This is a genomic window from Brevibacillus sp. IT-7CA2 (assembly GCF_949767855.1).
GTDB lineage: Bacteria > Bacillota > Bacilli > Brevibacillales > Brevibacillaceae > Brevibacillus.
In genome coordinates this window covers 206,352-231,942 of record NZ_CATKQT010000044.1, presented here as the reverse complement: position 1 = coordinate 231,942, position 25,591 = coordinate 206,352, and the positions used below count along the sequence as shown (strand labels likewise).

The following is a 25,591-nucleotide window of genomic DNA, read 5'->3' as shown; positions in this document are numbered from 1 at the left end:
GCAAGATGGCAACGATTATGCTGGCCGAAGACGAAGCCGTGTTGCGCATGTTGATTGGTGACACGCTCGAAGATGAGGGACACGAGCTCGATATCGCTTGCGATGGAGAGGAAGCCCTGCAAAAAATCGGTCAAAATGAGTACGACTTGATTATTTTAGATTATATGATGCCAAAGCTGACAGGCTTTGAAGTATTGCAGCAGCTCAAACAGATGGACGATAAAAAGGCAGTCAAGGTCCTGATCCTCTCGGCAAAAAGTCAACATGCCGAACAGGAGAAAATGCGTGCAGCTGGTGCTGATGACTTTATGCCGAAGCCCTTTAGCCCGATGGATCTTGTCCGGAAAGTGGAGGAAATGCTCGCATGACGGGGTTCTGGGCGTTTATCAGAAAAAGCATCACGCGTCGCTTCATGGCGATGATGCTTCTTTTTCTGTCACTGCTGATTGCGGGCGCTGGCATCGTTCAAGATTTGAATAGCGACGCATTAACCCATTATCAGACGGCGATATACAATACCAAGGAAAAACAAAATTTGGTCGCAGACATCGCTGAGCACACGAACCAGATCTTTTTTCGCGCAAGGGGTTATTACGCTTTCTTGAGCCCATCTGAGTACAATGAGCTATTTCTTGAGAAAAAGAAGCTGGAACAAGCGCTGGATAATTTTAAGAAGCTTCCGCTCAATGATGAGGAGCAAGCGCTTGTCGCTTCGATCGAATCTTTCTTCACGAACTTTTTCGCCAATGTGTTTCCTACTTTTTCGAGTTATGCAAAGAACGGAGACTTTGAATCCCTGCGAAAAGCTTCGGCCAGTGGCGTGAATCAGGAAGTGAACAACCTGCTTAAATACGCCGGGCGGTATCAGGAAGAGCACGATCAGCTTTTATATACGAAAAACCAACTACTGTTCCAAGAGCTATCACAGCTAAGCACCTGGTTTCTCGTGTACTCGCTGATGGTGCTGGTGATCATGGTAGTAGTCACCATTCAAACTACGCGGGATATCGGCAGGCCGTTGGTTCGTCTATCCCAAAATGCTGAACAGTTCGCTAATGGCGGTACACCTCTTTTGCAGGATTTGAACAGGATTGACGAAATCGGCAGGCTCTCCCGCTCTCTCGACTATTTGATCAGGCAAATTCAAGCCAAAGAAGAAGTCCTCATGGCTCAAAACGAAGAGCTGCAAGCCCAGCAGGATGAACTGATGATGCAGCAAGAAGAGCTGCAAGAAGCTTTGGGCAAGATGGAGGAAAACGAACGGTATTTGGAAAAGAAAAATCGTCTCATCCTCTCTTTGGCGAATACGTTGGATAAAGGTGAGCTGCTGTCCAGTATCATTCGCAATATAACTGAGGTCATGGATGCCGATAAAGGTGTCATCGTCATGCTGAACACTGACAGGGATGCAGCTAGCTTTGGCGTTTCCCAGAACGTGCTGAAGCAACTGCGAAAAGGATTGGATGAAGGTCCGTTCGTGCGAATCAAGGAAACGAGCCTGCCATATGTCCTGATCCGCGAAAGTACAGACGCTGAGCGCGGCTATACAGAGGAAATCTCTCGAACTTCCGAGCTTTACGTTCCTGTGTTCGATGCCCATCAGACAATCGTGGCATGTATCATCCTCTCCCGTATCGATCGCAAATTCACGGATCAGGAGCTACAAGTCATCATCGGACTCGCCAAGCAGATTTCCTTGGCATTCGATAAGCTCGCGATGTTTGAAGAGACAGAACGACAGCGCAAAATGACGCAGGATATGCTCGATTCTGTTCAAGAAGGCATTCAGCTCATTGATCTGAATGGAGAAACACTGCAGGTGAACCGCAATTTTTGTGAGCTCTTGTGTTACGACCATCAGCTCGCTTCGCAAGGATTTGACTTGGAACAGTTCCTTTCCCATCTACAGAGTCGAACCTCTGAGCCTGATCGGCTGATTCAGTATGTTAGAGCTGTCGTTTTAGACGAAGGTGCCATTCCTTCAGGCAGTATTGTGTTTCAGATGGCCGGACCGCAAGTACGCCATATTCAGCTCTATGCAGAGCCACTGTACCGGAACCAAGGGAAATGGAGTACCTTGCTCGTTTACCGTGACTTCACCAAGGAATACGAGATCGACCAAATGAAATCGGAATTCGTCAGTACGGTCAGCCATGAGCTGCGTACCCCTCTCGCCAGTGTGCTTGGCTTTGCGGAGCTGCTGTTAACGAAAGCGCTCAAGCCCGAACGTCAACAGCGGTACATAGCGACCATATATCAAGAAGCTACTCGTCTGACTGCGCTAATCAACGATTTCTTGGATTTGCAGCGCATGGAGTCCGGCAGACAGACGTACGAGCTAGAGAATGTTTCGATTGATCAAGTGATTCAGGATGTTTTCGGACTTTATCGAGTCCAGTACCCTCTCCATAGATTCGAACTCGATTTGCAAACGGAGCAAACCGTTGTTTATGGAGACCAAGCCAAGCTGCGTCAAGTATTTGTGAATCTAATCAGTAATGCCGTCAAATACTCCCCGCATGGTGGTCATGTCCGGGTGGGTTGTCGACAAGATGGGAATCGCTTGCTCGTGGAGGTCCAGGATGAAGGGCTAGGCATTCCTTCCGAAGCCATCCCTCACCTGTTTACCAAATTTTATCGTGTAGATAACTCGGATCGCCGCGAGATCGGCGGTACAGGATTGGGTCTCGCCATTGTTCAGGAGATCGTCCATATGCACCATGGAGAAGTTGCCGTTACCTCCGAATCGGGCAAGGGTAGTACATTTACGGTCACTCTTCCACTGGCTGAGCACGCTTTGTCCCCTGGCTATCCAGCGGGAAGTGAGGCGGCAGTTGCTCCAACTGGTCAATGCAAAGGAAACGTTGTGATCATCGAGGACGATTTGAACTTAACCGAGCTGTTGCGTGATGAGTTGACGAGCTCTGGATTCCGTGTCAATTCCTTCTCTACGGCGACTGAAGCAGTAGCAGCAATCGAGGAGCTCCGACCGGATGCTGTCGTACTTGACCTTCTCTTGAAGGACGGCGAGAGTGGTTGGAAGGTCATTGAGGAGATACGCAAAAACCCGAATTTACGGACCATTCCGATCGTGATCTCCAGTGCTTTTGAGGAAAAGAAAAAGGCATTTGATCTGGGAGCAGCCGGCTATCTGATCAAGCCTTATCATCCAGATACCTTGTCTAAAGCGATTTTGCTGGCCATCACGAATCAAGAAGCGACGGGACAAATCTTCATTCCCGATGAACAGTAAGGATATTAATGGATAAAAGAGGCTGCGGCCATGCAAGCGCGGCCTCTTTTTTTACCTTCTACCAAAGAAAATCTTGGTATATTCATGCGCTTTCCATCACACATTAATAGAGGTTACTTTGTGCACTTTTGCCCTGCAAAGGAGGAGTTCATATGTATTTCTCAAAAAAAGCAGTCGTTCCAATCGAAGAAGAGGAAACAGATGTATGGACGTGCAGTAACGAGGGCTGTACGTGCTGGATGAGAGATAACTTTTCCTTTGATAAGAGCCCGAGCTGCCCCTTTTGCCATGCCCGTATGGTAAAAGATACGCGCATGCTGCCGGTCATAACCAATCACAGCAGCAAGCGGAACTCTTGAGCCCTCTTTTTCTTTTTTCTTGCGGGTATTCTTCCTCTTCTCTACAATAAATTCATGACGTCCGAATGTTAGAGGAGTATGCCCATGAACCGAAAAGAGATGGAAGATCAAGTGATTCAAGCCTACCAGCGCGACGAGGGCATGATGATTCTCGTTTTTGCCCAATGGTGTGTGAATCACGGTCTCGATGCACGCGAATTATACCGTCGCGCTTATCCCGCTCAAGGGGAAAATACGTTACTCGCTCAAATGCTGGACAATACCGTTCCCAAAGAAGAAGCAGAGGATATTCCTGATGCGACTCTCCTTGGTGTATTGTCGCTGTTTGGCAATGACGATTTGGCGTTTGTGGTCAGTGAGACCATCGATGAAATGAAAAAGAATCCGAAATAATGTATGAAAGCCATACTCGTGCGAAAGCTACACACGCGCGGGTGTGGCTTTCTTTCTTTTTCCCTTTCCAGAACTCCCCTCCCCTGTCCAAATACGATTCAAAGAAAACTTTATTATCATAAAAACCATTCACAGTTAATTGTTTGAGCGACAACGTCAGCCGACAAACGATGAAATGGAGAATATCGAAATGTATACAGATTCAAAAATCTTGAAATCTCTGTTTTACATCCAGCTCTTCTCAAGTTTTCTCGTTGTAGTCGGTCATTTCACGGCTTCTGTACTTTCTTTTACAGATCCTTTTTGGATCGTGGCCCTCAATCAGATCAGTCGCTACGGCACTGTTCTGTTGACGATCGCCACTGGTTATTTGACTGCTTATTCTTTTGAAGCCAAGAGCCCTACTGCTCGCGAGTTTTTTTCAGGGAAGCTTCTGTATATTTTTGTCCCCTATTTAGTATCTGGTGTCCTGTACCATTACTTGTTGAAAAAAGGGATGCCTCAAACTGCCCAGGACTTTACGAACATTGTTTTAGGCAAAACGGGTGACCATCTGTACTTTGTGTTTATGATTTGCCAGTATTACGTTTTTGCCTATCTGTTTCACCGTGTGATCACCAAGCGTAACATTTTGTATGTCATTTGGATTCTGCTCGGTATTCAGTACGTGTACATCAACTTTATCCATCAGGGCTGGTTCGGGCTTACCACGCGTCATATGCTCCCGAGCTGGATTTTTACCCTGTACATGGGGCACGTATTGTATTGGTACCGTGAATCGATTCTATCCTTTTTGCGAAACAACCGCTCCATACTGACGCTGATGACGGGTGTTTCTACTGCGGCTGCGCTGTTTTTTGTTGTCTCAAACAAGCTGTATGTGGCTGTGCATCTGACTTTTGTCTTCGCCACGCTTCTGTCGTTTCTCGTGCTCATGGTCTTCTTTCTGGAACGCGTCGATCGTTTGCACATCAAGTTTCGAAAAGGGCTGACGTATTTTATTTTCTTGTTCCACTCTGCTTTTTTGATCATGTTCAAAGATTATCTGTTTGCGAAATACGGCGAGGTCGCTTGGCTGTTTGAAAACACGTGGTACTCTCTGCTGTATTTGCTCCTGATTATCGGTTGTAGTTGTCTGTTGGCACTCATGCTGGTCTGGCTGGTAAACAAACTGGAGCGTATCTCCAAAACCATACGACAAACACGCAGGCAGCTTCACACTAGCAAATAAACAGCTTTTCCACAAAAAAAATGACCTATTCATGGTGCACGTCAGTTAACGAGCGTGCCTTCATGGATAGGTCGTTTTTTTGTGGCATTAGATATGATGACTCATCGACATCGAGCCACTTGTACATGTGTCGCAGGGATTGAACTGCATGGAAAATTTCGTCTGCTGATCAGTAGACTCGCACGTAATTGTTCCTCCATGCCGCTCAATGATTTCTTTGCAAACGTATAAGCCAATTCCAGTACCGAGCTCCTTCGTCGTGAAAAACGGTTCAAAAATAACCGAGAGCAGGTCAGGTGGAATTGGCGATCCATTGTTGGAAACGGTAATCAAGGACCTGTCAGGCGTTTGGGACACCTCAATGCCAATCTCCTTATCGCCTGTTTTTTTATGTAACGCATCCAGTGCATTGGAAATGATGTTGATAAACACCTGCTTCATCTCATCCTTGTAGCCTTTTAGTTGAAAGGTAGGATCGATACTGCATTTGATATCCACATTCACGTCAACGATATTCGGATAGAGGAAGGACAGAATCTCATCAAACAACTCCCAAACACTAAAAACCTCCATTTGCTTATAGACCGCGCCCTTTTTCGAGACCAGCAAAAACTGCGAAACCCGGTAATTCAATTGCCGCAGCTCATTTTCAATAATCTCTACGTAAGGGAGATTCGGATAATCTTCTTTTAACAAACGAGAGAATCCCATAATGGAAGTAAGCGGATTTCGGAATTCATGGACGAAGCTGGAGGCCATTTGCCCCAGAATCGTGAGCCTGTCTTTGTGAGAACGCTCGATAAATAGCTTCTTCTCTTCCAAAGCGTTGTCTTTGAGGTCGGTGTATTTGAAAACAGCGTGTACCAAAAAGACATCAAAGCATTCGTTTATTTTCAATAAGGCAGGTATTAAAGCGGCAGGCGTAAACGGACCTTTTTGGAGAAGATCGATAACCATTTCCCTGCCCATGCAAACGTTGGAAACAAAATCGCCAATGTTGGTCTCTGCCCGGTTTCGTTCATAAGCGACCTTGTAAGCCAATTCTTTAATATCCTCAAGAGTGATTTCCGAACGAAAATATTCAATAACCATACGATACAGTGCTTGTCCATTCAGATGGATCAATCCCTTGTATTGATCACTGTCCGAAACGGCAATTCGTCGCTTGAATTCTTTCACGATCGTTGCCTCGTGCTCGTCCAAATATACTGCCAAGTCATCCATCGGCATCTATCCCCACTCCGAATAATAGGCAAATCCTCTTCCAAGCTATTATACTATCATTACCGTTAATTAACTAAATATTTTTACTACTTTAACAAAAAGAAATGGAAAAGGGAAAGGAGCTACTTGTCATCGTAGCTCCTTTTGCATACTACGTATTACTTATTTTTATAATCGTCAAGGTCGCTCCAGCCCCCGTCAGAAGGGTAGCCGTTCCCAATAATCCAAACAGTTGCAGCGTGATTGTGGCTCCAGCCGTAAGAGGGGCGATGACGGTATTATTGAACGATGAAAATGATAAAGCTGGTGAGATGATAGTTGGAGTGTATGCCGTCCCATTTATCAAGATCCTCGAGCTAACCAGTAAGGCAGACGTTGTATTGATGGAATACGAAATCAAGTAGTTGCCTGCCGAAGGAACCGTAAATACCGTATTGGCGCCATTCACAGTAATGCCACCTGCCAACACCTGGTTGTTCGGTAGTGGGATATTCGTTCCTCCTAGGACTACGGCTATGAGAGATCCTGAGGTATTGGCCCCGAAGGCGTTGATGTTGGTGAAGACTGTACCGGTTGCTCCGGTGGGGCCGGTTTCTCCAGTGGTTCCCGTGGATCCAGTCGCTCCCGTAGTCCCCGTTGATCCTGTCGCTCCCGTAGTTCCCGTGGATCCAGTTGATCCGGTCGTTCCGGTCACTCCGGTTGATCCCGTTGTTCCGGTGGCTCCGGTCGATCCAGTTGCACCAGTGGTTCCAGTGGCTCCAGTCAATCCAGGGGCTCCGGCCTCTCCTGTTGCACCAGTTGTTCCGGTCTCTCCGGTTGTTCCGGTCTCTCCGGTTGTTCCGGTCTCTCCGGTTGATCCGGTTGTTCCAGTTGCACCAGTGGCTCCGGTCTCTCCGGTTGCCCCGGTCTCTCCCGTTGCTCCAGCCGTTCCGGTCGCTCCGGTCTCCCCAGTGGTTCCAGTTGATCCGGTCGCTCCAGTTGATCCAGTGGTTCCAGTGGTTCCGGTGGCTCCGGTGGCTCCGGTGGTTCCAGTTGATCCGGTGGTTCCGGTCTCCCCAGTTGCACCAGTCGCTCCAGTTGATCCGGTGGCTCCAGTCGATCCGGTTGTTCCGGTCTCTCCGGTTGTTCCGGTCTCTCCCGTAGTTCCAGTCGCTCCCGTTGCTCCGGTTACTCCAGTGGCTCCGGTTACTCCCGTTGCCCCGGCCTCTCCTGTTGTTCCGGTCTCTCCTGTTGCTCCCGTTGATCCGGTGGTTCCTGTTACTCCGATATCTCCCGTTGATCCAGTTACTCCGGTCTCTCCCGTTGTTCCAGTTGCACCAGTCTCTCCGGTTGCTCCTGTTACTCCTGTTGCCCCGGTCTCTCCGGTTGTTCCCGTCTCTCCCGTTGTTCCCGTCTCTCCCGTTGTTCCCGTCTCTCCCGTTGCTCCGGTTCCTCCAGTGGCTCCGGTTCCTCCAGTGGCTCCGGTTCCTCCAGTGGCTCCGGTTCCTACGGTCTCTCCTGTTGATCCGGTCTCCCCTGTTGCCCCAGTAGCTCCAGTCCCTCCCGTTGCTCCAGTGGCTCCGGTTACTCCCTTTGCCCCGGTCTCTCCTGTTGTTCCGGTCTCTCCCGTTGCTCCAGTCGATCCGGTTACTCCGGTTGCCCCAGTCTCTCCTGTTGATCCGGTTACTCCCGTTCCTCCGGTCTCTCCGGTTGTTCCGGTTGTTCCGGTCGCTCCGGTCGCTCCCGTTGATCCTGTCGATCCAGTTGATCCGGTGGCTCCGGTTACTCCCGTTGCCCCGGTCTCTCCTGTTGCTCCGGTCTCTCCCATTGCTCCAGTGGCTCCGGTTGCCCCGGTCTCCCCTGTTGTTCCGGTCTCCCCTGTTGTTCCGGTCGCTCCCGTTGTTCCCGTTGATCCAGTTGATCCAGTTACTCCAGTGGCTCCGGTTACTCCTGTTGTTCCGGTCTCTCCTGTTGTTCCGGTCTCTCCTGTTGCTCCGGTCTCTCCCGTTGCTCCAGTCCCTCCCGTTGCTCCAGTCCCTCCCGTTGCTCCAGTTGCTCCGGTTACTCCCGTTGCCCCGGTCCCTCCTGTTGTTCCGGTCTCTCCCGTTGCTCCTGTCGATCCAGTTGCTCCGGTTGCTCCGGTTGCTCCGGTTACTCCCGTTGCCCCGGTCTCTCCTGTTGTTCCCGTCTCTCCTGTTGCTCCGGTCTCTCCTGTTACCCCGGTAGCTCCGGTTACTCCAGTCGCTCCGGTTTCTCCCGTTGCCCCGGTCTCTCCTGTCGCCCCGGTCTCTCCTGTTGATCCGGTCTCTCCCGTTGTTCCAGTCCCTCCCGTTGCTCCAGTGGCTCCGGTTTCTCCTGTTGCCCCGGTCTCTCCCGTTGCCCCGGTCTCTCCTGTTGTTCCTGTTGATCCTGCCACTCCAGTTGATCCGGTTTCTCCCGTTGCCCCGGCCTCCCCTGTTGTTCCGGTCTCTCCTGTTGCTCCGGTTTCTCCGGTTGCCCCTGTCTCTCCTGTCGCCCCGGTCTCTCCGGTCTCTCCTGTCGCCCCGGTCTCTCCGGTCTCTCCTGTCGCCCCGGTCTCTCCGGTCTCTCCTGTCGCCCCGGTCTCTCCTGTTGCCCCGGTCTCTCCTGTCGCCCCGGTCTCTCCTGTTGCTCCGGTCCCTCCCCTTGCTCCAGTCCCTCCCGTTGCTCCAGCGGCTCCGGTTACTCCTGTTGCCCCGGTCTCTCCCGTTGATCCAGTGGCTCCGGTTACTCCGGTTGACCCGGTCTCTCCCGTTGTTCCGGTGATTCCGGTTACTCCGGTGCCTCCGGTCTCCCCCGTTTTACCAGTTGTTCCAGCTGTTCCAGTTGCACCAGTCGCTCCGGTTGTTCCGGTTGCCCCAGTCTCTCCTGTTGATCCAGTGGCTCCGGTCTCTCCCGTTGCCCCGACCTCTCCCGTCGCACCAGTTGATCCGGTGGCTCCGGTTATTCCAGTTGTTCCAGTCGATCCGGTTATTCCCGTCGCTCCCGTTGCTCCTTTCGCCCCGGCAGCTCCGCGTGGTCCCCTCGGTCCACTAACTCCAGTTGCTCCCGTAGCTCCCGTAACGTCCCTCGGCCCTCTCTCTCCAGTTGCTCCTGTCGGTCCAGTTGCTCCAGTTGGCCCCGTAACCCTCTTTACCGGATACTTAGAAGCATCCAGCACAGCCTCCAGTTTATTTTGCAAAAGCAGGTCTTGCTTTGTCGTTGCTTCGAGCATGTCCCGCACACTCTTGTTTAACTCGAGCAAATCCGCAATGGTGGCTCCTGGTCCAGGTAGCCCGGGAATTGTCCCGAGTGCATACTGAATTTTTTCAGCTTCCGCATTTAAAATATGACTAAGCCCCAACTCTTCCATGGCTAAAGAAGACAACATTAAATTGAGTGCTTCGTCACGCCCTATATGAATGGTCGGGGTGATATTCGGTATATTTGGAAATGACATGATTCTCCTCCTCTTTGAAAAGGATGTTTCCCCTCCCTTTTTAGTTGTTACACAAGAAGCCGTGGACAAAAAGAATGGCACTTACAGACAACCACGAGAAAATAGAAGGAGAAAGGAAACCGTTGCTCATTCATTAGAGGAATCAATACGAGGAGTAATCGTAATCGAAGTGTTTTACCAAACCGTAAACGGGGTCTTAGTGTTCATCCATCCTCTTCCTCCAAAAAAGAAGCCATCCCCCTTAATCTAAAAAGGGATTCCAATAAACTGTCATGCAGCTCATACCAGTAACGGATGGAAAATCTCCTTCTTTAATCAACGAGGATCGATTCTATTTTGTAGAGAAGACCCGTGCAAATAACAACTTCCCAAATACAATACGGACAACCAAGAAGGAGTATAGCCATCTACTGTTCTACCGAATCCAGTTGCTCCAATCCTGCAAAATAAGCTTCGTTGTACGCTACACTTGGATGCGTAGGGTAATACAGCTTTGCCATGTCGTGATGAATTTTAGCCTTTCGTTGATCCCCGATCCGATCGTAGCAATAGCACAGCTGTATATGAGGCAGCCACGTCCATGCCGATTCATCTACCTTCCCCATGGAACCTTGTGGCCGCTCCAATAATGTCGCTTGCCGGTACCAGTAAATGGCCTTCGGGAAATCTTGCTTCTCCACAAAAAATGCCCCCATCCTGCAGCAAATCTCCGCACGTGGAAGGTCAATCGCAAGTGTCCTGGTCAAAGATTGAATCTGTTTTTCATGTTGCTTCAAGTGAGCGTAACACTCTGACTGCTTCTGGCACGCCCATATTTGATCCTCGATCCAGCCCAGCCCTCCGTCCAAAAACAACTGATACTGCTCAGCCGCCTCTTCGTACCTCGCATGATCGAACAATTCATTTGCAAAATAAAATTGGTCACGCGGATCAAAACCCTCACCTTTTTCCTTGCGCTTTACATAAATTTGCAAATTGCGGTCTGTGTACGGCTTATTTTTTTGGTGAGTAATGGCGATTTCACTGTGCAGAATTTCCCCCGCGACAGCCAAATACTCATGGACCGCCCCATGCCAAACAAAGTTACACTTCCGTCTGACGAGGCGATTTCTTCGCAAATAGTGCACGGGCTTCCCTCGCTCATCTACCAGTAAGTGGTACGGCATCGAGACACTGTCGTATTCAAAATTGTCCAAGGCCTTCAGTGCTGCAAAGCGTTCCCGATCCACTTCCAAAAGCACATCGTCCGCATCCAACCAAAAAATGTACGTCATCTTGGCTTGCGCAAAAGCAAAGTTACGAGCTGCCGAAAAATCGTCTACCCAGGTAAAATCAAACAATTGTGCACCATAGGTCAATGCAATTTCCTTGGTCCGATCGGTAGATCCTGTATCGACAATGATGATTTCATCCACCAAATCGTAGACCGTCGACAAGCATCGACCGAGTGATTCTTCCTCATCCCGAACGATCATGCACAAGCTAACCGTGAACATGCAGATCGCCCCCTCCCCAGAAAATCATTTTCTCAACATCCTATTTCCTTCCATCCCCCTTTATGTATCCGTACTTTCATAACCATCTCCCCGCACGAATATGGTGTAACAATATGTTCTGACAACACCGAAAAGAAGGTGATCATCCGAATGGGCCCGCCTCTCCTTTCACTATGCATGATCGTCAAAGACGAAGCAGACCAGATCGAAGAATGTCTGTCCAGCGTGCATATGGTGGTAGACGAGATCATTGTTGTCGATACAGGATCAACCGATGGTACACAGGATATTTGTCGGAAATACGGGGCGAAAGTTCTGGAGATTCCTTGGGAAAACAGCTTTGCAAAAGCGAGAAACGCCGGATTGCAGGTTGCCAAGGGAGAGTGGATTTTATGGCTCGATGCGGATGAAATCGTACAGGAAGAAAAACCAGGGGTGCTTCGTCAAGCTGTAAGTGCGAGCAAAGGCGACGCCTTTTTTATGAAAATGATCCATTACACTGGTTCTAAAAAGGAGCACGCTTCACGCCACTTCGCTTATCGATCCGGGCAAATCCGCTTATTTCGCAACAAAAAAGGGTTTAGATTTCTGAGGGACATACACGAAGTGCTTCAATGGCCGGCCACCGTTTCAGGGGATCTTACCGTCCCTTTGCTACCTGTACATATTCATCATCTCGGATATATGGACGATGCCATTCAACGAAAACAAAAAGCTTTGCGCAACTTGAGGCTCTTACGTCACGAAAGAAAGCAATCCAAACAAGACCCGTGGTGCGATTACCATCTCGCAAACGAATTTTTTCGCGCCAAACAATTAGAGCATGCATTTAAACTGGTGAATCAAGCAATGAAAGGCTTTTTGACCACCAAACAACCTCCCCCGTCTATTTGCTACAAGCTGAAATTCGATATTCTTTTCCAGCATGGCAGTATGCGCGGAGCCTGGCCGGGTATTGCACGAGCTATTCAAATCTACCCCAATTACGTAGACCTTCATTTTTACAAAGGCGTTTTCCTGATGGAGCACGGTCTGTATGCCGAGGCGGTAAAAGCTTTCGAGTATTGCTTGGAGATCGGGGACAATCAGTGGGAGCATTTTAGTGAGCAAGGAATGGGGAGCTTTTACGCTTTTCACTTTTTGGGACGATGCATGGAGCGCATGGGCAAGACACATGAATCCCTTGTCTACGATTACACTGCGAGCTCCCTGCATGCTTCGCACTTCGTACAAAAGCGAGAGGTGGTGCTATGAGCGTGAAAACGAGGGTGCTAATCGGAAGTCCAGTTTGTCAGAAACCAGATGTTCTCCGAATGTTTTTGTTTTCGTTAGAAAGGCTGTTGAGCTCAAACTTGACGTTGCATTATTTGTTCGTAGATGACAATAACGATCCACTTTCGAGCAAAATCCTTCAAAACTTTGCAGACAAACACATGGGACAGGTCGACATTACCCCCGCTGCTGGCAGCCTCCATCCTTACACATGCGATGATAAGACCCATTACTGGAGCGACGCACTCGTATGGAAGGTCGCTGGATTCAAGGACGAAATGATCGCCCGTGCCAAACACCATGATTACGATGCCCTCTTCCTCATCGATTCGGATTTGCTTCTCCAACCAGCTACTTTGGAAGTTTTGCTCTCCTCTGACAAACAGGTCATATCTGAAATCTTCTGGACGAGCTGGACACCAGATACCGTCCCCGTCCCTCAGGTGTGGCTCAAAGATGAATACACCCAATTTGAATGCGCACGCCATGAACAAATTTCCTTAGAAGAACAATACTTGCGAAAGTACGCTTTCTACGGACAACTCCGTGTCCCCGGCGTATATGAAGTAGGTGGTTTAGGGGCTTGCACACTCATCCGCAGAAAAGCGCTGCAGGCTGGCGTCAGCTTTAAACAAATTTCGAACCTGAGCTTTTGGGGCGAGGACCGTCATTTCTGCATCCGGGCGCAGGCCTTGGGTTTGTCCCTATTTGTGGATACACACCATCCCGCTTTTCATCTCTATCGGGAGAGTGACTTTGCGGAAGCGCGAACCTGGATGAAGCAAATCTACGGCTCCGCTCCTTTACGCGTCAAAACCACTCGCCCTCCTGTGGTCAACAACACAATCCCCCTTGGAAACTAAGCCATTATATGGTATATTGGTGCCACGTCTATTTGGATGGAAAGGTACGGTAACACGTATGCCAACAACTACTTTGTAATGGCCTAAAAAACTGGATAGCTTGCCCTTCGGAAAACAAACTGTTTTTCGCACAGGTGAAGTCTGCCCTTTTTTCCCATTACAAAGGAACGTAACGAAATCTGTAGGTGTATATCCTAACGGAGGTTCGCTATGGGGAATCTCCGTTTTTTTGTGTCCAAAAACAGGTCTGCCCTACAGGACATCCAAATAGCAGGTGCGTTCCTTTCACTTTTTACACGAGGTGAAGGACCATGCATACCATCGAGCATACGTGGGTATTACGTGAAAATCATGAAAATCAGCCAGTGCGGCGATATTGCAGCAATTGCGGGCGAATCGTTCTCTTTTTCGATACCAACATCCGCCGCCACAACGCTAACGGCAAAAACATCTATCGCTTCGCTATTTATAAATGCGAAAAAAATCATACGTGGAACGAAAAGCTGGCCATCTACAAAGCCTTTACAGATCATCGGGAGGTGCCAGATACGGAGTTCAGTGAAGAAATCTCGCCACTGCCTCCTCTCCCCTTGCATGAATACCAGGAAAAGGGCGTTCAGGAAGTGACGATTCGGATTGAGCGCGCAGAGGCCCGCTTTCGCCTCGACAAGCTGCTGTCTGAACAAATAGAAGGCTGGAGTCGCAGCCAGATTGTCCGCAAGATCAAGGACGGGCATATTCGACTGAATGAGCAGGAGACGAAGCCAAGTGCTGTCTTGGGTGCAGCGGATATCATTCAGATTTTGATTAGGTAAAAGTATGTATGGGAAAAGTCGCAGACGGAATCTGCGGCTTTTCTTTTATTTCTTCAATACGACCGCTTTTCTCGGCTCGTCCCACTCCACTTGCAATCCAAGCAAGGCAGCCAGCTCTCTTGTTTTCGCAAAAGTAGTTCCCTGGTCGTTTACATAGGAAACTTCCTGTCCGTTTACTGTCACTTTTTGCGTGGAAGGCTCCCATTCCACTACTCCACCCACTGCCTCCACAATCATACGGATGGGTACATAGGAAACATCATCGATTAGTTTGCCTGCGGAAGTAAGTGTCAGTTCAACTACACACTTATCCACACCAGGCTGTGGTTTCTGTGGATAAGCTGTGAGAAACCTGTGGACATCCTGTTGAAACTTTGCCCATGCGTCCTTGGCTGGCATTCCCGTATATTTTTGAGCGGTCGTATTGACGACAAAAAAGGCGGGGCAGTTTTTCCCCGTAATGTCGTAATGACGCCACAGGTGCTCGACTCCCCAGCCATGTCGTTTCAATATATCAGCGGTCAGTGCCACTGTCTGCTCGTACATTTTCGCAAAGCTTCCATCTGCATTGACGCACATTTCAATCCCAATCGTGCAGTTGTTCGGGTAGTTGCTCAATTTGGTCAAGGCAGCCTGTGAATAAGTTTTCGCCCCGACATGGTAGCCCATCTCGTCCTCGGGTAGACAGCGAATGATTTGTTTGTCGTCCACGATGTAGTGGGCGCTCGCGACTGTCGTTGGCTTGTTGAAGTAGTTTCGGTTTGCGGCGGCATTTGCACCGCTGCGCTCGTTGGCCGTCCAGTGGATGACGACTCCTTTTGGGACGATCTTCTTTTTGGGGCGGGAATTTACGTTGGATAGAAGCATCTCGGTGATATTCATCGTTTACTAGGACTCCTTTCGTTTGGCTCGCTCTGCCTTTGCCTTGATTTCGGCGCTGACTAGTCTCTCGACGGATTTGGGCATCGGCCAGCCTGCGCGGTGAGCATTGGCGGTCAGGCTTGTCCAGGTGTGGTAGATGAGGCCGAAGGTGACGCCGTAGAACAAGAAGCCTGGTGTGCCCATGACGCGGTCTAAGAGGTTGGCTACTGCTGGTAGGGCCATGAGGAATAGAGTGCGTGGGATTCGGGACAGGCCGTAGTCGGAGGAGTAGGATTGGTCTTTTTTGGCGGCGGAGATGCCTGTGATCCAGTCGAGGGCGATCATGAAGAAGAGGACGATCAGGATGTCTTGGCGATTCGTGCCGTATAGATAGTGAAAGGCGGGCGACACGATTGCACCTGCTGTGGTCGCCCAGGCGTTTGCTGGGGTTGCGATGCTTTCTAGGCTGTGTAGGGGTTTCATGGTGTGTCTCCTCCTTTTAATCCGTTATGAAGGAATAAAAATAGCCCCGCTAGGAACGGGGCGAGCTGTTGGTCTTCGTGATAGATAGCTGAGTTTTCCATGAAAAAGCGCCTCTCCTGAGTAGGATAAGGCGCTCTACATGCTTTTTTGTGGTTGTGTCATAATCTCTGTTTTTTCTGGATCTGTGATGTGCTTCTTGGTGACGGCTATTGTCAATTCAGCCTCTGTCCACGCTCCATCTTCCCAGCGCATTTTGCAATAAGCGTACAGTCTACTTGCCATTGTCCAATCCCTCCGTGTAGTTGATTATGTGAGCAAGGTGGCGTCAATCGCGTCTTGTGTCACTTTGAGTTTCGCTTTAAGGTCTGCAATCTCTTCGTCTTGTGTTAGTGGTCGGTCTGCATACTCGTAATAATACTTTTTCGTGTCAATGTCGATGTATACGGTTGCTGTCTTTCCTGTCACAGCCTCCGGGGATGGCTCATTCTCAACGATAACCCCGGAATCAATAACCTCTTGTGGCAAATCTGTTGCAACGTCAAGATTAATAATGCTCGAAACCATGTTTTTGTCATTGATTTTCTTGTGCAAAACCAAATACATAACACTCACCCTTTCAAATGTACTTTCACAAGGCTTTGACCTGCCATGAAATCACCTTGTGTCTTTTTAGCAGGAAAATAAATAACCTTACCTTGTTCCTCGTAAATGGGCTGCTCCAAAATATTGAAAGCAGATATGCATGGATTTATAACGGCGAAATTGGCCGGATTCACGGTAAACATTTCACCATAACCCGCCGTACCCGCATAGCCACACACCAACATTTCCGTATCACTAATTTTGTAAAAAAAACTCACGCCCGTGACTGTACGTGCGGGTGTTTGAAGCGTATTGTCAGTAAAAACTCGGTACTCATTACCACTATTCAACACAAAATATTCCGATCCGAATTTTCGCATTGATCTAACCGATTGAGTGGAATAGTTTGTGACCATGCGCTCGGCAATTTTCGCGCTGGTTGTCATATTATAATACGACATGACGCCGTTTGCGGAATGGCCTATATAAACAAATCCATCCTCAAATCCAGCAATGACAGCGCCCCCACCATTCGAACTGCTAATAAGCGCTGTCCATACGGTATTTCCGTTTGTGTCGATTTTTCGGAGATTACCATAATCGACGGTATACAAAGCGCCATCCGGCCCGATCCTCCAATCTTCCCAAGTGTTGCCTGTGCCTAGATTTCTGATATACTCACCTGTCGTGGCATTATAAACGGGTTGGTGTCTGGTTGATCCGTTGAAAATTCTCATGACCAGATAATCACCAATGAAAGCACCTGAAATTACGACTGCTGAGACATCTGGGTAAAACCCTCCGCCGAATTGGCTTGAAAGGTTAATGCTGCAAATAAGCTGCTTTGTTCTGTGGTCATAAACGTCAATCAAAGAAAAGGACTCGCTACGCCTTTGGGCAACCCTTGTTTTTCCTACAGCAACCACGAAGTCTGTATCTGTCGTTTGCCCTTGAGTAGTTCGCCGCATTCTCGTTGCGGAAACTAACATTTCTTTTTTTAAATCAATTTTTCTCTCGCCCGCACCTACACCATGTGCCGCCAACAAATTAGCTATATTCATCGTTTAACCCCCCTTTCTTATCCGAATGAAATGTACTCACCGTCCATGTCGTAAGCAATCGGGTGATTTCCAGAATATGCCTCTGTTACTCCGTCATCCTTGTATCGCTTGATCGTCATGGTTGGATAGTTTCCGTTTGCATCAGGTGTACCGTTTAGGGTAGTCCGCATGAAAAGTGTTGTTCCATCAGTCCTATAGTAATCTACTTGTCGATACTTTCCGTTTGCATCTTTCAGGCTTCGAACAGTCCTATTCATGCCTAGTATATCGAACCGCATAAATCGAGCGCTTGCTGAGTTTTCATCAAAGTCGGTCAGGAATCTAAGGCCGTCCTCACTAACAACGTCAAAGCGGTTGCCCTCGCCATTCAATAGCGACCTGATTCCTGACTCTTCACGGAGCTTCGTTCCATTTAAGAGTGATATCTCTTTAACGCCATCAAACGTCTTTCCAGCAATGTGCAGGGATGTTTCGGTAAATGTAAAGCTTTTGTTCCAGTCCCAATCTTCTCCGTTAACCGTAGCAGACGGCGCAATAACAAGATCGTTGCTGTTATCTGGCTTGTGTATCACCCAACTCTTTTTCCCTGCCGCTTTTACGATGAACGGGAGAAAGCTAGTGCTTTTGATTGATCCTGTGAAAGTCGCTCCGCTTTCCAGAGCGTACTGCGTGTGGGGGTCGGCAGCTCCCGTATGAGCATCCAATTTTGCCTGAGTACCTGCAGCCTCACCAGTAATGCTGAAAGCTCCTTTTCCTTGGGCATCCAATCGAGGTATTTTGTTTGCTCCACTCGTACCTACTTCTGTTTGCTTAACAAACATATCCTTCGACACGATGTTTCTGTTGTCAACCGATGTAATGATAGAACTCGCATCGGTGGCAAAGTACCACAGTTTGCATTTAGCATCGGCGGTTGCCTGAGTAGTCGTGTTTTTCACCACTCCATCTGAATCCAAGTAAATATATTGACCTTGCGTGGCACTTAATTTAATACTCCCTGCATTTACTTCAAAGCGCACACCATTTACATAGGCCACGCCATCTGTCCATTGAGCTGTTAATCCGCTTGCTGAAAACTCCAATCCTGAAACCACCGGACTACCAATTACTGTCTGCGCCAATGCCTCAGTAAGTCCTTGCGCGTCAGCAATCCCTTGCTCCATTTTATTCATCCGTGTTGCCGTTACCTTTGTTCCCTGCTGTACAACGTCCCCTGTTACGGGGTCAACAATATGGTCAACCCAGGTCGTCTTTTGATAAGCCACTTATACCACCTTCACTTCCAGAGAAAATTCAAAAGCAACCAACAGCCCGCTGTCACCCTTTACCACCTGCATGTTTTTAATTGCTAGAGCGTTGCCCTCACTATCCATTAATACCGCGGACTGAATGCGCCCTTGTGCCTGTACATCGTCTAAGTAGATATATTGGGTTACTTTGAAGCCATTTTTAATTGTTTTGTAGATCGGATAGGATCGTAGCGTACCGTCTACGTTAATCAATGCCCCTTTAATCTGATTACTTAAATCATCTCGCAGCAATTCTAGTAACCGATTTTGGATGATAGCCAAGCCTTACACCTCCCCTTCTGGATACATCATGTTTGTAAGCGGATAGTTCACCGCATGAAAACGGGTAGCCTCAGCAACCTGCACTGTTTCACGGAAAATGCGCCCTTCCATATCGTCTTCAGGATAGACCATCCCACAGATTGGATATTCAACCTCAATAAACCGAGTTGGAGCCGAAATAAGGATATCTTCGCCTCTGCTGTTAACTGCTACCCTGCTACTATTGACATGCAAAGGCCGTATCCACTCAAAATCCTTGGACAATCCAACAGCATTAATTGGTTGTTCCGCTGAGAATTCGAAAACGATCTCCTTATTCCCGAAATCCTCTGTTACTTTTTCTAGCTCTCCAGCAGCTTGCCCCATTGCTTCTAGTACAGGTAAAGTAAATGGCGACCTAGCCCAATGCTTTCTTTGAATGTTTTTACGTCGCTCTTCAATGGACTGCAATTGCTTACTGCCAAAGTAGATCCAATCCCAAACATCCAGTCCCCAGGTTGCTGACCATGGGCTAAACTGTTGCAGGAGGTCCTCGCGCTGAGAATGGAAAGCATCTACCGCTGTACCCGCACCTTCCAAGTGGTATTCCGCCACTTCATTCTCATACCATTGCGGCGGCAACATCCGCCGATAGCGCTCTGGAATCATGTCGTCACCACCACGGTTAACGTCGCCACAGAATCAGCAGGCACCGTCAAGTTCACTTCCCCGTCATTTAAGGTGTAGCCTGTAAAATCTGTCACGCCATCCACGAAAAAGAGCGCTCCGATCTGCTGGTATACGATCTGCGAACGCCCTTTTAAATAGGTTTGGATTTGCTTGATGATCTGTTCTTGAATCATTGCCAAATCTGCATCTGGACGCGTAACCACTTTCACATGGGCAGCTACCGGAAACACTTTTGCGGGGTGGATTTGAAGATCGTGCAGTGCACGTCTCTTGTCCTCCAGCTTCATCCGTACTCTTTGTGCCAGCTCAGATGTAGCTGGCTGACCAGCCAAGTCCGTAATATACACATCAATAGACAGATCGTGCCGCGCTTTCTCTACGGCGACTGCTCCCCCTACGCCCTCAACATTTCGGGTCCAGCGCTCATAGTCTTGCCTGCGTCCATCCCCTTCTTCTGTTCGGGCCCTATCTATCAACCTTTGTCTGTAGGCATCGTCCTCTTCTGCCGCATTCCTTTGCAGTCCAAAGAATACGCCGATTGCGTCCAAAAACTCCCCGTCCGCCCAAGGGAGGAATCTTTGGAGAAAGCCATATTCCAAAAGCTGCTGCTGATCGCTGATTTCCTCCGCAATCGGGTAGCTCAAGTCATAGTAGATTTCCCCTTCCTCCGTAGCAGGCGGCGTATCCCCACGCTGCTCAGCCAATTTTGCCATCCGGTTCGCCATCCGTTGATAAATCTGGTCCGGCGTCTCCCGAAGTATCGGCATCTCCGGCTTCTCTAACGTTGCCATGCATCCACCTCCATTCTCGTCGAACCACGCATCCCGGCAATCTCCACATGCAAAATAACCCGATTCCCCTCAAAGCGGATATCGAGCACCTCCGCAAGCTCAATCTCACTGTGCGCCTCCAACGCTTCTTGCACCTGTGCCTTAATCACGGACAAGGACAGCGCAGACCGCATTCGCCCTTTGTCAGACAAAAAATCCACGCCATACCGCTCCGAGTAAATCTCATAGCGGAACCGCCGTGTATGGAGGATCTTTTTCACCGTCTCCTCCAAGTACTCCACGTAAGTCTTGGTGCGCAAATATCTGCCGTCTGGTCCTTGCCGCAGCTGCTTCGTTTCCCAATCGAACCGATATGTCCACGGAATCGGCAGTTCAGTTCCTTGCGCCAATATCTCTTCTGTACCTTGCAACTGCGGAAACATCATTCCACCACCCCAAACAGGAGGTATTGTTCGTTGTTGCATCGCAACAGGGCTACTTTTTTGCCCACATCTTCTGGCTTTAATTGGGCAGAACGCAATGCCAACAGCTCATACGGCTCCAAGGGTGTCGGGTCCTCGTCGAGCTTTACAGACAAGGGCGAGAGCGACAAAAGCTTGCCGAATTCCCCTTGCGTATTCTCGATGCCGTCCTGTGTGTGCCCTCGCAGTTTTGCGATAACCGAATGCATCTCTTACGTCCTCCTTTCCAATTGGAGATCCATTGTATATTGACCGCCATGCCAGCGCGCTTGGCAGCTGGTGACGATCCAATCCGTGATGGTTTTATTGTCTTTTTCCATGATCTTGATGAGCCAGCCCGCACGTAACCTAGCGGCATTTTCATCCTCGTGCCTGACCGATATCGAGCGCGTCTTGGGGATTTTGGACAACTCTGCAAGCTGCTTGATTGCCATTCCAGCTACGTTTTTGTCCTCGCCTGCATCGATGACTTTTTGCATGCGCCCGATTTGTTTGACCAGGGTATCACTTGATTTCGTTGTACTGCTCACGACCCGATCATCTCGGTAGCGCTCTGCTGTCACGACGGTGTAAACCTCCTCGATGCTCTCACCCGTTGAGCTGCTCGTGAGCAAGCTCGCTTTGAACATCGGGATGATACTGTTTTTCCCCTCGGGCAGTACCGTCAGCTTATCGCGCTGGTATTGCACGAAATAGCGAATGCCTGTCTTTTCGTACGCTTGCTCTGTCAGTGATGTAAAGAGGGATGTATATGATTGGGACGAGATTCTCTCCTTGATCGTAAACCCGAACACCGGGCAACTAAAGTTGATACCTGCCGACTTGATAATTCGTGCAAGCTCTGTCCCTGCATCCCCGTCCAGCTTGAGTCTCGAAATTTCGTTTTTTTGCAAATACCAGCCAAGCTCGTATGCTGTTGCGGATAAATCACCTGTTCGATCGTCTCGGTCAAAACGAACGAGTGGACCATGGAAAAGCTGCTGGGATTCCTTGAGCTCTGTACCCACAAAGAGCATCAAAAAACCCGCCGATTGCAGCGGCGGGCCTTCTTTGATTCTTACATCACAATTTTGGGCGATTTGTCCCCTGGCCGAGGACCAGGAAAGCTCGGTAACGGCCGGGGTCAAGTCATAGCGGGTCTGTTCTTTTCCGTAAATGACTTTCATTTTGTCTGCCCTCCGTTACATTCTGTTTTCTCTTTCTAGCTTTTCGTGAATCTCTCTTTTCCTGTCTTCCAACTTTTTGCTGTCTTTCCGTTGAGCCGCTTGCTGCTTCTGCGTCTTCTTGGCTACTTTCCCGCTCGTGTTCGGGCGAGCTGGCTGCTGTTTCGTAATGACCGCCACGGGGGATAAAAGCTGCGTCTGATTGCTCCACGTAATGAATTCGTCTTTGACAAACAGGGGCAGCTCAATCGAGCCATGAAAATCGACATTTTTCCCATGAAATTTACCGTCACATGGCCCGATGAGCACATTCCACGCCAGATCAAGCTCATCTATAGTCAAAAGTGCTTCGGAGCCCGTTAAGCGATCCAATCCGGCAAGCCATTGTCTGGGCCCTTGATAGCCCTGCACCTCGACATAGGGGGCCGTACTGTCTCCGGGTACGATGAAGTCAAAGGAGATAGACTTTGGGCGTCTGGAAGAGATGCGGTTGCCGGACAATAATGTAATCGATGTCGTGCTTTCGATGTCGTTGCCATAGCCGCGAAACTGGATTTCCGCAGGTGTGACAGGAAACGTCAGCCTGTATTTGCCTTGAAGGCGGATCATGTGGTTACCCCTCCCCTCGTTTCTAGTGCATCCAGCAGAGAACGTTCGATGATGTCTTTGATTCTCTGCGCGACAGATGGATCGCTGAGCATTTTCAACATGGTCGGGATATCCTGTAGTACGCCTTGTACGTGTAATGGGACTGAAATTTGCGGAATGGTGATGGAGACGGGCTGTTTTGGCATACTGCTGACAGGTGAACGATTTGGCATCGAAGCGACTGCTGGGATTAAGGGCTGTATACTAACCGGTTGTGGAGGAGACGTATCCTGCCACCATGATTTGATCCAATCGTATAGAGCTCCACCTGCCATTGATCCACCGATATTGCCACTGACACCACCAGCCAAACCGCCGACGAATGAACCAACTCCAGGTGTAACGAGCGAACCAAGGCCTGCTCCGGCGATCATCCCCACTCTTCCTCCAGCCCAGCCACCGACGGTCTCCGCTCCAAAACGAGCGGCAACGTCAAGTTTGTTCTCCGATGCGAGAACTTCTTCGAGACTTGTTAAGGTTCCGAGGTAGGGCACCTTTTTCAACCCGAAGTTAAACTTATCCAGAGGCAAACGCTTGAACTGTTCCATAAATTTGTCTTTGAGTTTACCTGGGTGCAATTCTCCAAGCTTATTCATGAACCCATCCTTGAGTTGGTCGAGTGACAAGCCCTTGAACTGCTCCACAAGCTTGTCTTTACCCGACCACAATCCCTCAAGCCCAAGGCCTTTCATGGGCCCATCTTTGAGCTTACTCGGGTGCAATTCTCCCAACTTACTCATGAACCCATCCTTGAGTTTGTCTAGTGACAAGCTATTAAACTTCTCCATAAGCTTGTCTTTACCCAGCCACAATCCCCCAAGCCCAAGGCCCAACATGATCTTACCTGTCCGTCCACCTTTGAGCTTCCCCAAAGGAAAGCGTTTCATGAGCTGGTCTTTTAACTGATCTGCTAACTGGTCTATGACCTCACTCGTACGTCGTTTCCTTGGAGTATTCTTGTTACGTCTATTTTTTGAAGAAGAACCTGATTTACGGTTTCGGTTATTACGGTTATTACCCTGACAACAGCAACAGCAGGAGTCTTTTCCGCCAGTCGCTTCTTGAGGAAACTTTTCAATGGTTGTCCGAAGATCTCTGAACTTTTTCAGTTGAGATGTCGTATGAATGTTCAGAGCACTACCAAGGAGTAGTAATCCTCCGGCAAAAATCGCAGTACCTTTTATCGACTCGTCCAAAGAGTTGAATGAGCTCATTACTCCTTCAGCTGCTTTCGAAATCTCCGTATTTCTCCCAGACATTTGTTCTGTGTACAGAGTCGCGATCTCCATGGCCTCGTTTCTCGCCATCGCTTGTGCCTGCCCAGGTTTGAAATAAACATCGTTCTGTGCAGACAGCTTATGTGCATTCACCGCTTCATTCCCGACTTTATATTCGTTTTGTTTTTCATATTCTGGTACAAAAACCCCTGTAGTTATATCCTTTACTTCTTTCAGACCTTTCGACAACTCATCTCCAGCATCGCCTGTCAACCCAGCGAATGCCTCTCGTTGTGTTGTCTCATCTTTTATGGAAGAAAAAGTCGTTATGAGTTTTGCGAGGGCGATATTAATTGTTTCTTTCTCCCCCGATGCGAAATCTCGATTCAGCTTTGCTATATCTTGGGCGGCCTTGGCCTTTGCATCCTTCTTATTTTGAGCCTTGTAATGCTTCTCAAGGATTACGGCGAGATCACCATTATCCGACATCTTCATTGCATTCTCATACAACGCACCATAAGTTTTATAATCATTCAAAAGCTTTCCTATTGAGACATAAGTAGCGGCCATTTTTTCAGGCGTATTCAGCAATTTGCCATTCTGAAGGTTGAAGTGAGCCATGGATTCCACAAATTTTCCGGTCGCGGCTCCCCCTCCCTTATTGCTTAAATACTGAACGGCATTTGACTGTCTAACAGTACTATCATGACCAGTAGAAAACTCAATGGAACTCATCATTTTCATGATCTCATCTTCCGTAAACCTCGTCGTGTATTTTAGCATGCCTGCTTTTTCTGCGTACTTTAAACCATTGGTTGCATGCACAAGTTCGGCTTTGGCGATGAGGCCGTATGCTTGATCTTTCTTTATATCCGGGTTGAGCTCACGTATTTTTATGGAAGTCTCTTCTACCTTCAGGAGTTGCTCATTACCTTTGCCACCAGCTTCAAAAAGTGTCTTTTCTCTTTCTGTCGCCTGAGCTTCTTGGGCAACCGAACTCAGCGTTGTTCCAAGAGCCTTTTCGATCATGGGAGTTAGTAAGCCCAGGAGTCCTTTTTCGAATTCGTCATATTTACCTACTATTCCGCTATAAGCATCAAACGTTTCCATCATTGTTCCTGCCATTCTTTCACCTCCTTGTCCTCCCAGATGTCTACACCCAGCAGAACCGAGAAAAAGCCGGGAGACCTACCCCCCAGCCCTTTCCTCATCCTCTGCCTCAATCATCTGACAAGCAAAAATAAACAGCTTCTGCTTGTACAAATCGACTTCGTACTCGAGTAGATCCGACGGGCGGCCTCTGCCTTTTAGAAAAGCGCGGCAAATGTGCCAGGCCTCGCCGTCAGATCGGATTAGTTTTTTGCTTCTTCAATGGCTTCTTCTTCCGTCTGGGTTGCATTGACTTCACGGACCGCATTGAGCAGCTTGGTGTAGCCTTCTGGATTGTCGCGGAAAATTTTCTCGACGAGCTCGTACTTGGTGCCGACCTTGTACGCTTTCTTCAGCTCTTCCTGATTCCAAGGGAATTCGTGCTCGGTGGCCTTCACCAATCGGGCATCGTTGTACAAGAACCAATCTGTTTTCTCGCCTTTGTCGGCCATGCGTTCGCACTCGCGCAGCTCGGACAAATTCAGTTGGCGAACCTTCCATTCGTCACCGTCGATGCTTACAGTGATTTCTTTTCGCGGAGCTTGTTCATTGGCTTTGGCCAAAAATTTCTCGAGTTTGTTTTTGTTCATATT

The 25,591-nt window shown here is 48.8% G+C and carries 26 protein-coding genes; 8 read left to right on the top strand and 18 right to left on the bottom strand.

All coding sequences use genetic code 11. The features are described 5' to 3' along the window. The first annotated feature begins 5 nt into the window (after window positions 1-5). The 5 genes from ACM6JA_RS20785 to ACM6JA_RS20765 all read left to right on the top strand — a co-directional run bounded on the left by ACM6JA_RS20785 (window position 6) and on the right by ACM6JA_RS20765 (window position 5,236). Window positions 6-368, top strand: coding sequence for a response regulator transcription factor (locus ACM6JA_RS20785; RefSeq protein ID WP_069852954.1), 363 nt, complete (start codon window positions 6-8; stop codon window positions 366-368). Then, on the top strand, window positions 365-3,253 hold the full coding sequence (locus ACM6JA_RS20780) for an ATP-binding protein (RefSeq protein ID WP_414853856.1): 2,889 nt from the start codon (window positions 365-367) through the stop codon (window positions 3,251-3,253). Before ACM6JA_RS20785 ends, ACM6JA_RS20780 begins: the two co-directional genes overlap by 4 nt. A gap of 152 nt (window positions 3,254-3,405) precedes the next feature. Next, window positions 3,406-3,612 carry a cold-shock protein gene (locus ACM6JA_RS20775; RefSeq protein ID WP_081496852.1) on the top strand — a complete coding sequence of 69 codons (207 nt, stop codon included), beginning with the start codon at window positions 3,406-3,408 and terminating at the stop codon, window positions 3,610-3,612. 84 nt (window positions 3,613-3,696) lie between these two features. Continuing rightward, a complete protein-coding gene (locus ACM6JA_RS20770) occupies window positions 3,697-4,005 on the top strand; it encodes a hypothetical protein (protein WP_016741286.1) in 309 nt (102 codons plus the stop codon). A 190-nt stretch (window positions 4,006-4,195) separates the two neighbouring features. Beyond that, window positions 4,196-5,236, top strand: coding sequence for an acyltransferase family protein (locus ACM6JA_RS20765; protein WP_414854163.1), 1,041 nt, complete (start codon window positions 4,196-4,198; stop codon window positions 5,234-5,236). A gap of 87 nt (window positions 5,237-5,323) precedes the next feature. On the opposite strand, the gene ACM6JA_RS20760 is transcribed toward ACM6JA_RS20765, so the two are convergent. The 3 genes from ACM6JA_RS20760 to ACM6JA_RS20750 all read right to left on the bottom strand — a co-directional run bounded on the left by ACM6JA_RS20760 (window position 5,324) and on the right by ACM6JA_RS20750 (window position 11,392). Then, window positions 5,324-6,466, bottom strand: a complete 1,143-nt coding sequence (locus ACM6JA_RS20760; protein ID WP_414853855.1) for a histidine kinase N-terminal domain-containing protein — start codon at window positions 6,464-6,466, stop codon at window positions 5,324-5,326. A gap of 145 nt (window positions 6,467-6,611) precedes the next feature. Then, window positions 6,612-9,896 carry a BclA C-terminal domain-containing protein gene (locus ACM6JA_RS20755; protein ID WP_414853854.1) on the bottom strand — a complete coding sequence of 1,095 codons (3,285 nt, stop codon included), beginning with the start codon at window positions 9,894-9,896 and terminating at the stop codon, window positions 6,612-6,614. 407 nt (window positions 9,897-10,303) lie between these two features. After that, entirely contained in the window at window positions 10,304-11,392 is a 1,089-nt protein-coding gene (locus ACM6JA_RS20750) for a glycosyltransferase (RefSeq protein ID WP_414853853.1), read from the bottom strand. Between the two features lie 150 nt (window positions 11,393-11,542). Here ACM6JA_RS20750 and ACM6JA_RS20745 point away from each other — a divergent pair, with 150 nt between their 5' ends. The 3 genes from ACM6JA_RS20745 (at window position 11,543) to ACM6JA_RS20735 (ending at window position 14,342) form a co-directional block, all read left to right on the top strand. After that, window positions 11,543-12,646: a glycosyltransferase gene (locus tag ACM6JA_RS20745; protein ID WP_414853852.1), complete on the top strand. Its 1,104-nt coding sequence runs from the start codon at window positions 11,543-11,545 to the stop codon at window positions 12,644-12,646. Window positions 12,647-12,744: 98 nt separating this feature from the next. Next, entirely contained in the window at window positions 12,745-13,527 is a 783-nt protein-coding gene (locus ACM6JA_RS20740; RefSeq protein ID WP_414853851.1) for a glycosyltransferase family 2 protein, read from the top strand. 311 nt (window positions 13,528-13,838) lie between these two features. Next, window positions 13,839-14,342: a S4 domain-containing protein gene (locus ACM6JA_RS20735; RefSeq protein ID WP_414853850.1), complete on the top strand. Its 504-nt coding sequence runs from the start codon at window positions 13,839-13,841 to the stop codon at window positions 14,340-14,342. 45 nt (window positions 14,343-14,387) lie between these two features. On the opposite strand, the gene ACM6JA_RS20730 is transcribed toward ACM6JA_RS20735, so the two are convergent. The 15 genes from ACM6JA_RS20730 to ACM6JA_RS20660 all read right to left on the bottom strand — a co-directional run bounded on the left by ACM6JA_RS20730 (window position 14,388) and on the right by ACM6JA_RS20660 (window position 25,588). Then, the gene (locus ACM6JA_RS20730; protein WP_414853849.1) at window positions 14,388-15,224 is read right to left on the bottom strand and encodes an N-acetylmuramoyl-L-alanine amidase; all 837 of its coding nucleotides are present in this window, start codon (window positions 15,222-15,224) and stop codon (window positions 14,388-14,390) included. A 6-nt stretch (window positions 15,225-15,230) separates the two neighbouring features. After that, window positions 15,231-15,686 carry a holin family protein gene (locus tag ACM6JA_RS20725; RefSeq protein ID WP_414853848.1) on the bottom strand — a complete coding sequence of 152 codons (456 nt, stop codon included), beginning with the start codon at window positions 15,684-15,686 and terminating at the stop codon, window positions 15,231-15,233. Between the two features lie 135 nt (window positions 15,687-15,821). Further along, window positions 15,822-15,968, bottom strand: a complete 147-nt coding sequence (locus ACM6JA_RS20720; RefSeq protein ID WP_174226216.1) for a hypothetical protein — start codon at window positions 15,966-15,968, stop codon at window positions 15,822-15,824. Window positions 15,969-15,992: 24 nt separating this feature from the next. Then, window positions 15,993-16,289 carry a hypothetical protein gene (locus tag ACM6JA_RS20715; protein WP_414853847.1) on the bottom strand — a complete coding sequence of 99 codons (297 nt, stop codon included), beginning with the start codon at window positions 16,287-16,289 and terminating at the stop codon, window positions 15,993-15,995. Window positions 16,290-16,294: 5 nt separating this feature from the next. After that, window positions 16,295-17,329 (bottom strand): hypothetical protein, encoded by a 1,035-nt coding sequence (locus ACM6JA_RS20710; RefSeq protein WP_414853846.1) that lies wholly within the window; start codon window positions 17,327-17,329, stop codon window positions 16,295-16,297. Between the two features lie 17 nt (window positions 17,330-17,346). Further along, on the bottom strand, window positions 17,347-18,594 hold the full coding sequence (locus tag ACM6JA_RS20705; protein ID WP_414853845.1) for a hypothetical protein: 1,248 nt from the start codon (window positions 18,592-18,594) through the stop codon (window positions 17,347-17,349). Then, entirely contained in the window at window positions 18,595-18,900 is a 306-nt protein-coding gene (locus tag ACM6JA_RS20700) for a hypothetical protein (protein WP_414853844.1), read from the bottom strand. 3 nt (window positions 18,901-18,903) lie between these two features. After that, a complete protein-coding gene (locus ACM6JA_RS20695; protein ID WP_414853843.1) occupies window positions 18,904-19,548 on the bottom strand; it encodes a putative phage tail protein in 645 nt (214 codons plus the stop codon). Further along, window positions 19,545-20,360, bottom strand: a complete 816-nt coding sequence (locus tag ACM6JA_RS20690; protein ID WP_414853842.1) for a baseplate J/gp47 family protein — start codon at window positions 20,358-20,360, stop codon at window positions 19,545-19,547. Before ACM6JA_RS20690 ends, ACM6JA_RS20695 begins: the two co-directional genes overlap by 4 nt. Continuing rightward, the gene (locus ACM6JA_RS20685; protein ID WP_414854162.1) at window positions 20,348-20,782 is read right to left on the bottom strand and encodes a DUF2634 domain-containing protein; all 435 of its coding nucleotides are present in this window, start codon (window positions 20,780-20,782) and stop codon (window positions 20,348-20,350) included. Before ACM6JA_RS20685 ends, ACM6JA_RS20690 begins: the two co-directional genes overlap by 13 nt. Next, window positions 20,782-21,030 carry a hypothetical protein gene (locus ACM6JA_RS20680; protein WP_414853841.1) on the bottom strand — a complete coding sequence of 83 codons (249 nt, stop codon included), beginning with the start codon at window positions 21,028-21,030 and terminating at the stop codon, window positions 20,782-20,784. Before ACM6JA_RS20680 ends, ACM6JA_RS20685 begins: the two co-directional genes overlap by 1 nt. 3 nt (window positions 21,031-21,033) lie before the next feature. After that, a complete protein-coding gene (locus ACM6JA_RS20675) occupies window positions 21,034-21,987 on the bottom strand; it encodes a hypothetical protein (protein ID WP_414853840.1) in 954 nt (317 codons plus the stop codon). Between the two features lie 15 nt (window positions 21,988-22,002). Next, entirely contained in the window at window positions 22,003-22,593 is a 591-nt protein-coding gene (locus ACM6JA_RS20670; protein ID WP_414853839.1) for a hypothetical protein, read from the bottom strand. Next, entirely contained in the window at window positions 22,590-24,974 is a 2,385-nt protein-coding gene (locus tag ACM6JA_RS20665; RefSeq protein ID WP_414853838.1) for a hypothetical protein, read from the bottom strand. Before ACM6JA_RS20665 ends, ACM6JA_RS20670 begins: the two co-directional genes overlap by 4 nt. 227 nt (window positions 24,975-25,201) lie before the next feature. Beyond that, window positions 25,202-25,588 carry a phage tail assembly chaperone gene (locus tag ACM6JA_RS20660; RefSeq protein WP_414853837.1) on the bottom strand — a complete coding sequence of 129 codons (387 nt, stop codon included), beginning with the start codon at window positions 25,586-25,588 and terminating at the stop codon, window positions 25,202-25,204. Window positions 25,589-25,591 lie beyond the last annotated feature (3 nt).

Coding starts and splice junctions, on each gene's coding strand:
- ACM6JA_RS20730 (WP_414853849.1), bottom strand. CDS start 15,224: ATGAATATCACCGAGATGCTTCTATCCAACGTAAATTCCCGCCCCAAA.
- ACM6JA_RS20725 (WP_414853848.1), bottom strand. CDS start 15,686: ATGAAACCCCTACACAGCCTAGAAAGCATCGCAACCCCAGCAAACGCC.
- ACM6JA_RS20780 (WP_414853856.1), top strand. CDS start 365: ATGACGGGGTTCTGGGCGTTTATCAGAAAAAGCATCACGCGTCGCTTC.
- ACM6JA_RS20675 (WP_414853840.1), bottom strand. CDS start 21,987: ATGAAAGTCATTTACGGAAAAGAACAGACCCGCTATGACTTGACCCCG.
- ACM6JA_RS20720 (WP_174226216.1), bottom strand. CDS start 15,968: ATGGCAAGTAGACTGTACGCTTATTGCAAAATGCGCTGGGAAGATGGA.
- ACM6JA_RS20735 (WP_414853850.1), top strand. CDS start 13,839: ATGCATACCATCGAGCATACGTGGGTATTACGTGAAAATCATGAAAAT.
- ACM6JA_RS20750 (WP_414853853.1), bottom strand. CDS start 11,392: ATGTTCACGGTTAGCTTGTGCATGATCGTTCGGGATGAGGAAGAATCA.
- ACM6JA_RS20680 (WP_414853841.1), bottom strand. CDS start 21,030: ATGCATTCGGTTATCGCAAAACTGCGAGGGCACACACAGGACGGCATC.
- ACM6JA_RS20715 (WP_414853847.1), bottom strand. CDS start 16,289: ATGTATTTGGTTTTGCACAAGAAAATCAATGACAAAAACATGGTTTCG.
- ACM6JA_RS20775 (WP_081496852.1), top strand. CDS start 3,406: ATGTATTTCTCAAAAAAAGCAGTCGTTCCAATCGAAGAAGAGGAAACA.
- ACM6JA_RS20765 (WP_414854163.1), top strand. CDS start 4,196: ATGTATACAGATTCAAAAATCTTGAAATCTCTGTTTTACATCCAGCTC.
- ACM6JA_RS20690 (WP_414853842.1), bottom strand. CDS start 20,360: ATGGCAACGTTAGAGAAGCCGGAGATGCCGATACTTCGGGAGACGCCG.
- ACM6JA_RS20695 (WP_414853843.1), bottom strand. CDS start 19,548: ATGATTCCAGAGCGCTATCGGCGGATGTTGCCGCCGCAATGGTATGAG.
- ACM6JA_RS20665 (WP_414853838.1), bottom strand. CDS start 24,974: ATGGCAGGAACAATGATGGAAACGTTTGATGCTTATAGCGGAATAGTA.
- ACM6JA_RS20685 (WP_414854162.1), bottom strand. CDS start 20,782: ATGTTTCCGCAGTTGCAAGGTACAGAAGAGATATTGGCGCAAGGAACT.
- ACM6JA_RS20755 (WP_414853854.1), bottom strand. CDS start 9,896: ATGTCATTTCCAAATATACCGAATATCACCCCGACCATTCATATAGGG.
- ACM6JA_RS20670 (WP_414853839.1), bottom strand. CDS start 22,593: ATGATCCGCCTTCAAGGCAAATACAGGCTGACGTTTCCTGTCACACCT.
- ACM6JA_RS20745 (WP_414853852.1), top strand. CDS start 11,543: ATGGGCCCGCCTCTCCTTTCACTATGCATGATCGTCAAAGACGAAGCA.
- ACM6JA_RS20760 (WP_414853855.1), bottom strand. CDS start 6,466: ATGCCGATGGATGACTTGGCAGTATATTTGGACGAGCACGAGGCAACG.
- ACM6JA_RS20710 (WP_414853846.1), bottom strand. CDS start 17,329: ATGAATATAGCTAATTTGTTGGCGGCACATGGTGTAGGTGCGGGCGAG.
- ACM6JA_RS20660 (WP_414853837.1), bottom strand. CDS start 25,588: ATGAACAAAAACAAACTCGAGAAATTTTTGGCCAAAGCCAATGAACAA.
- ACM6JA_RS20785 (WP_069852954.1), top strand. CDS start 6: ATGGCAACGATTATGCTGGCCGAAGACGAAGCCGTGTTGCGCATGTTG.
- ACM6JA_RS20770 (WP_016741286.1), top strand. CDS start 3,697: ATGAACCGAAAAGAGATGGAAGATCAAGTGATTCAAGCCTACCAGCGC.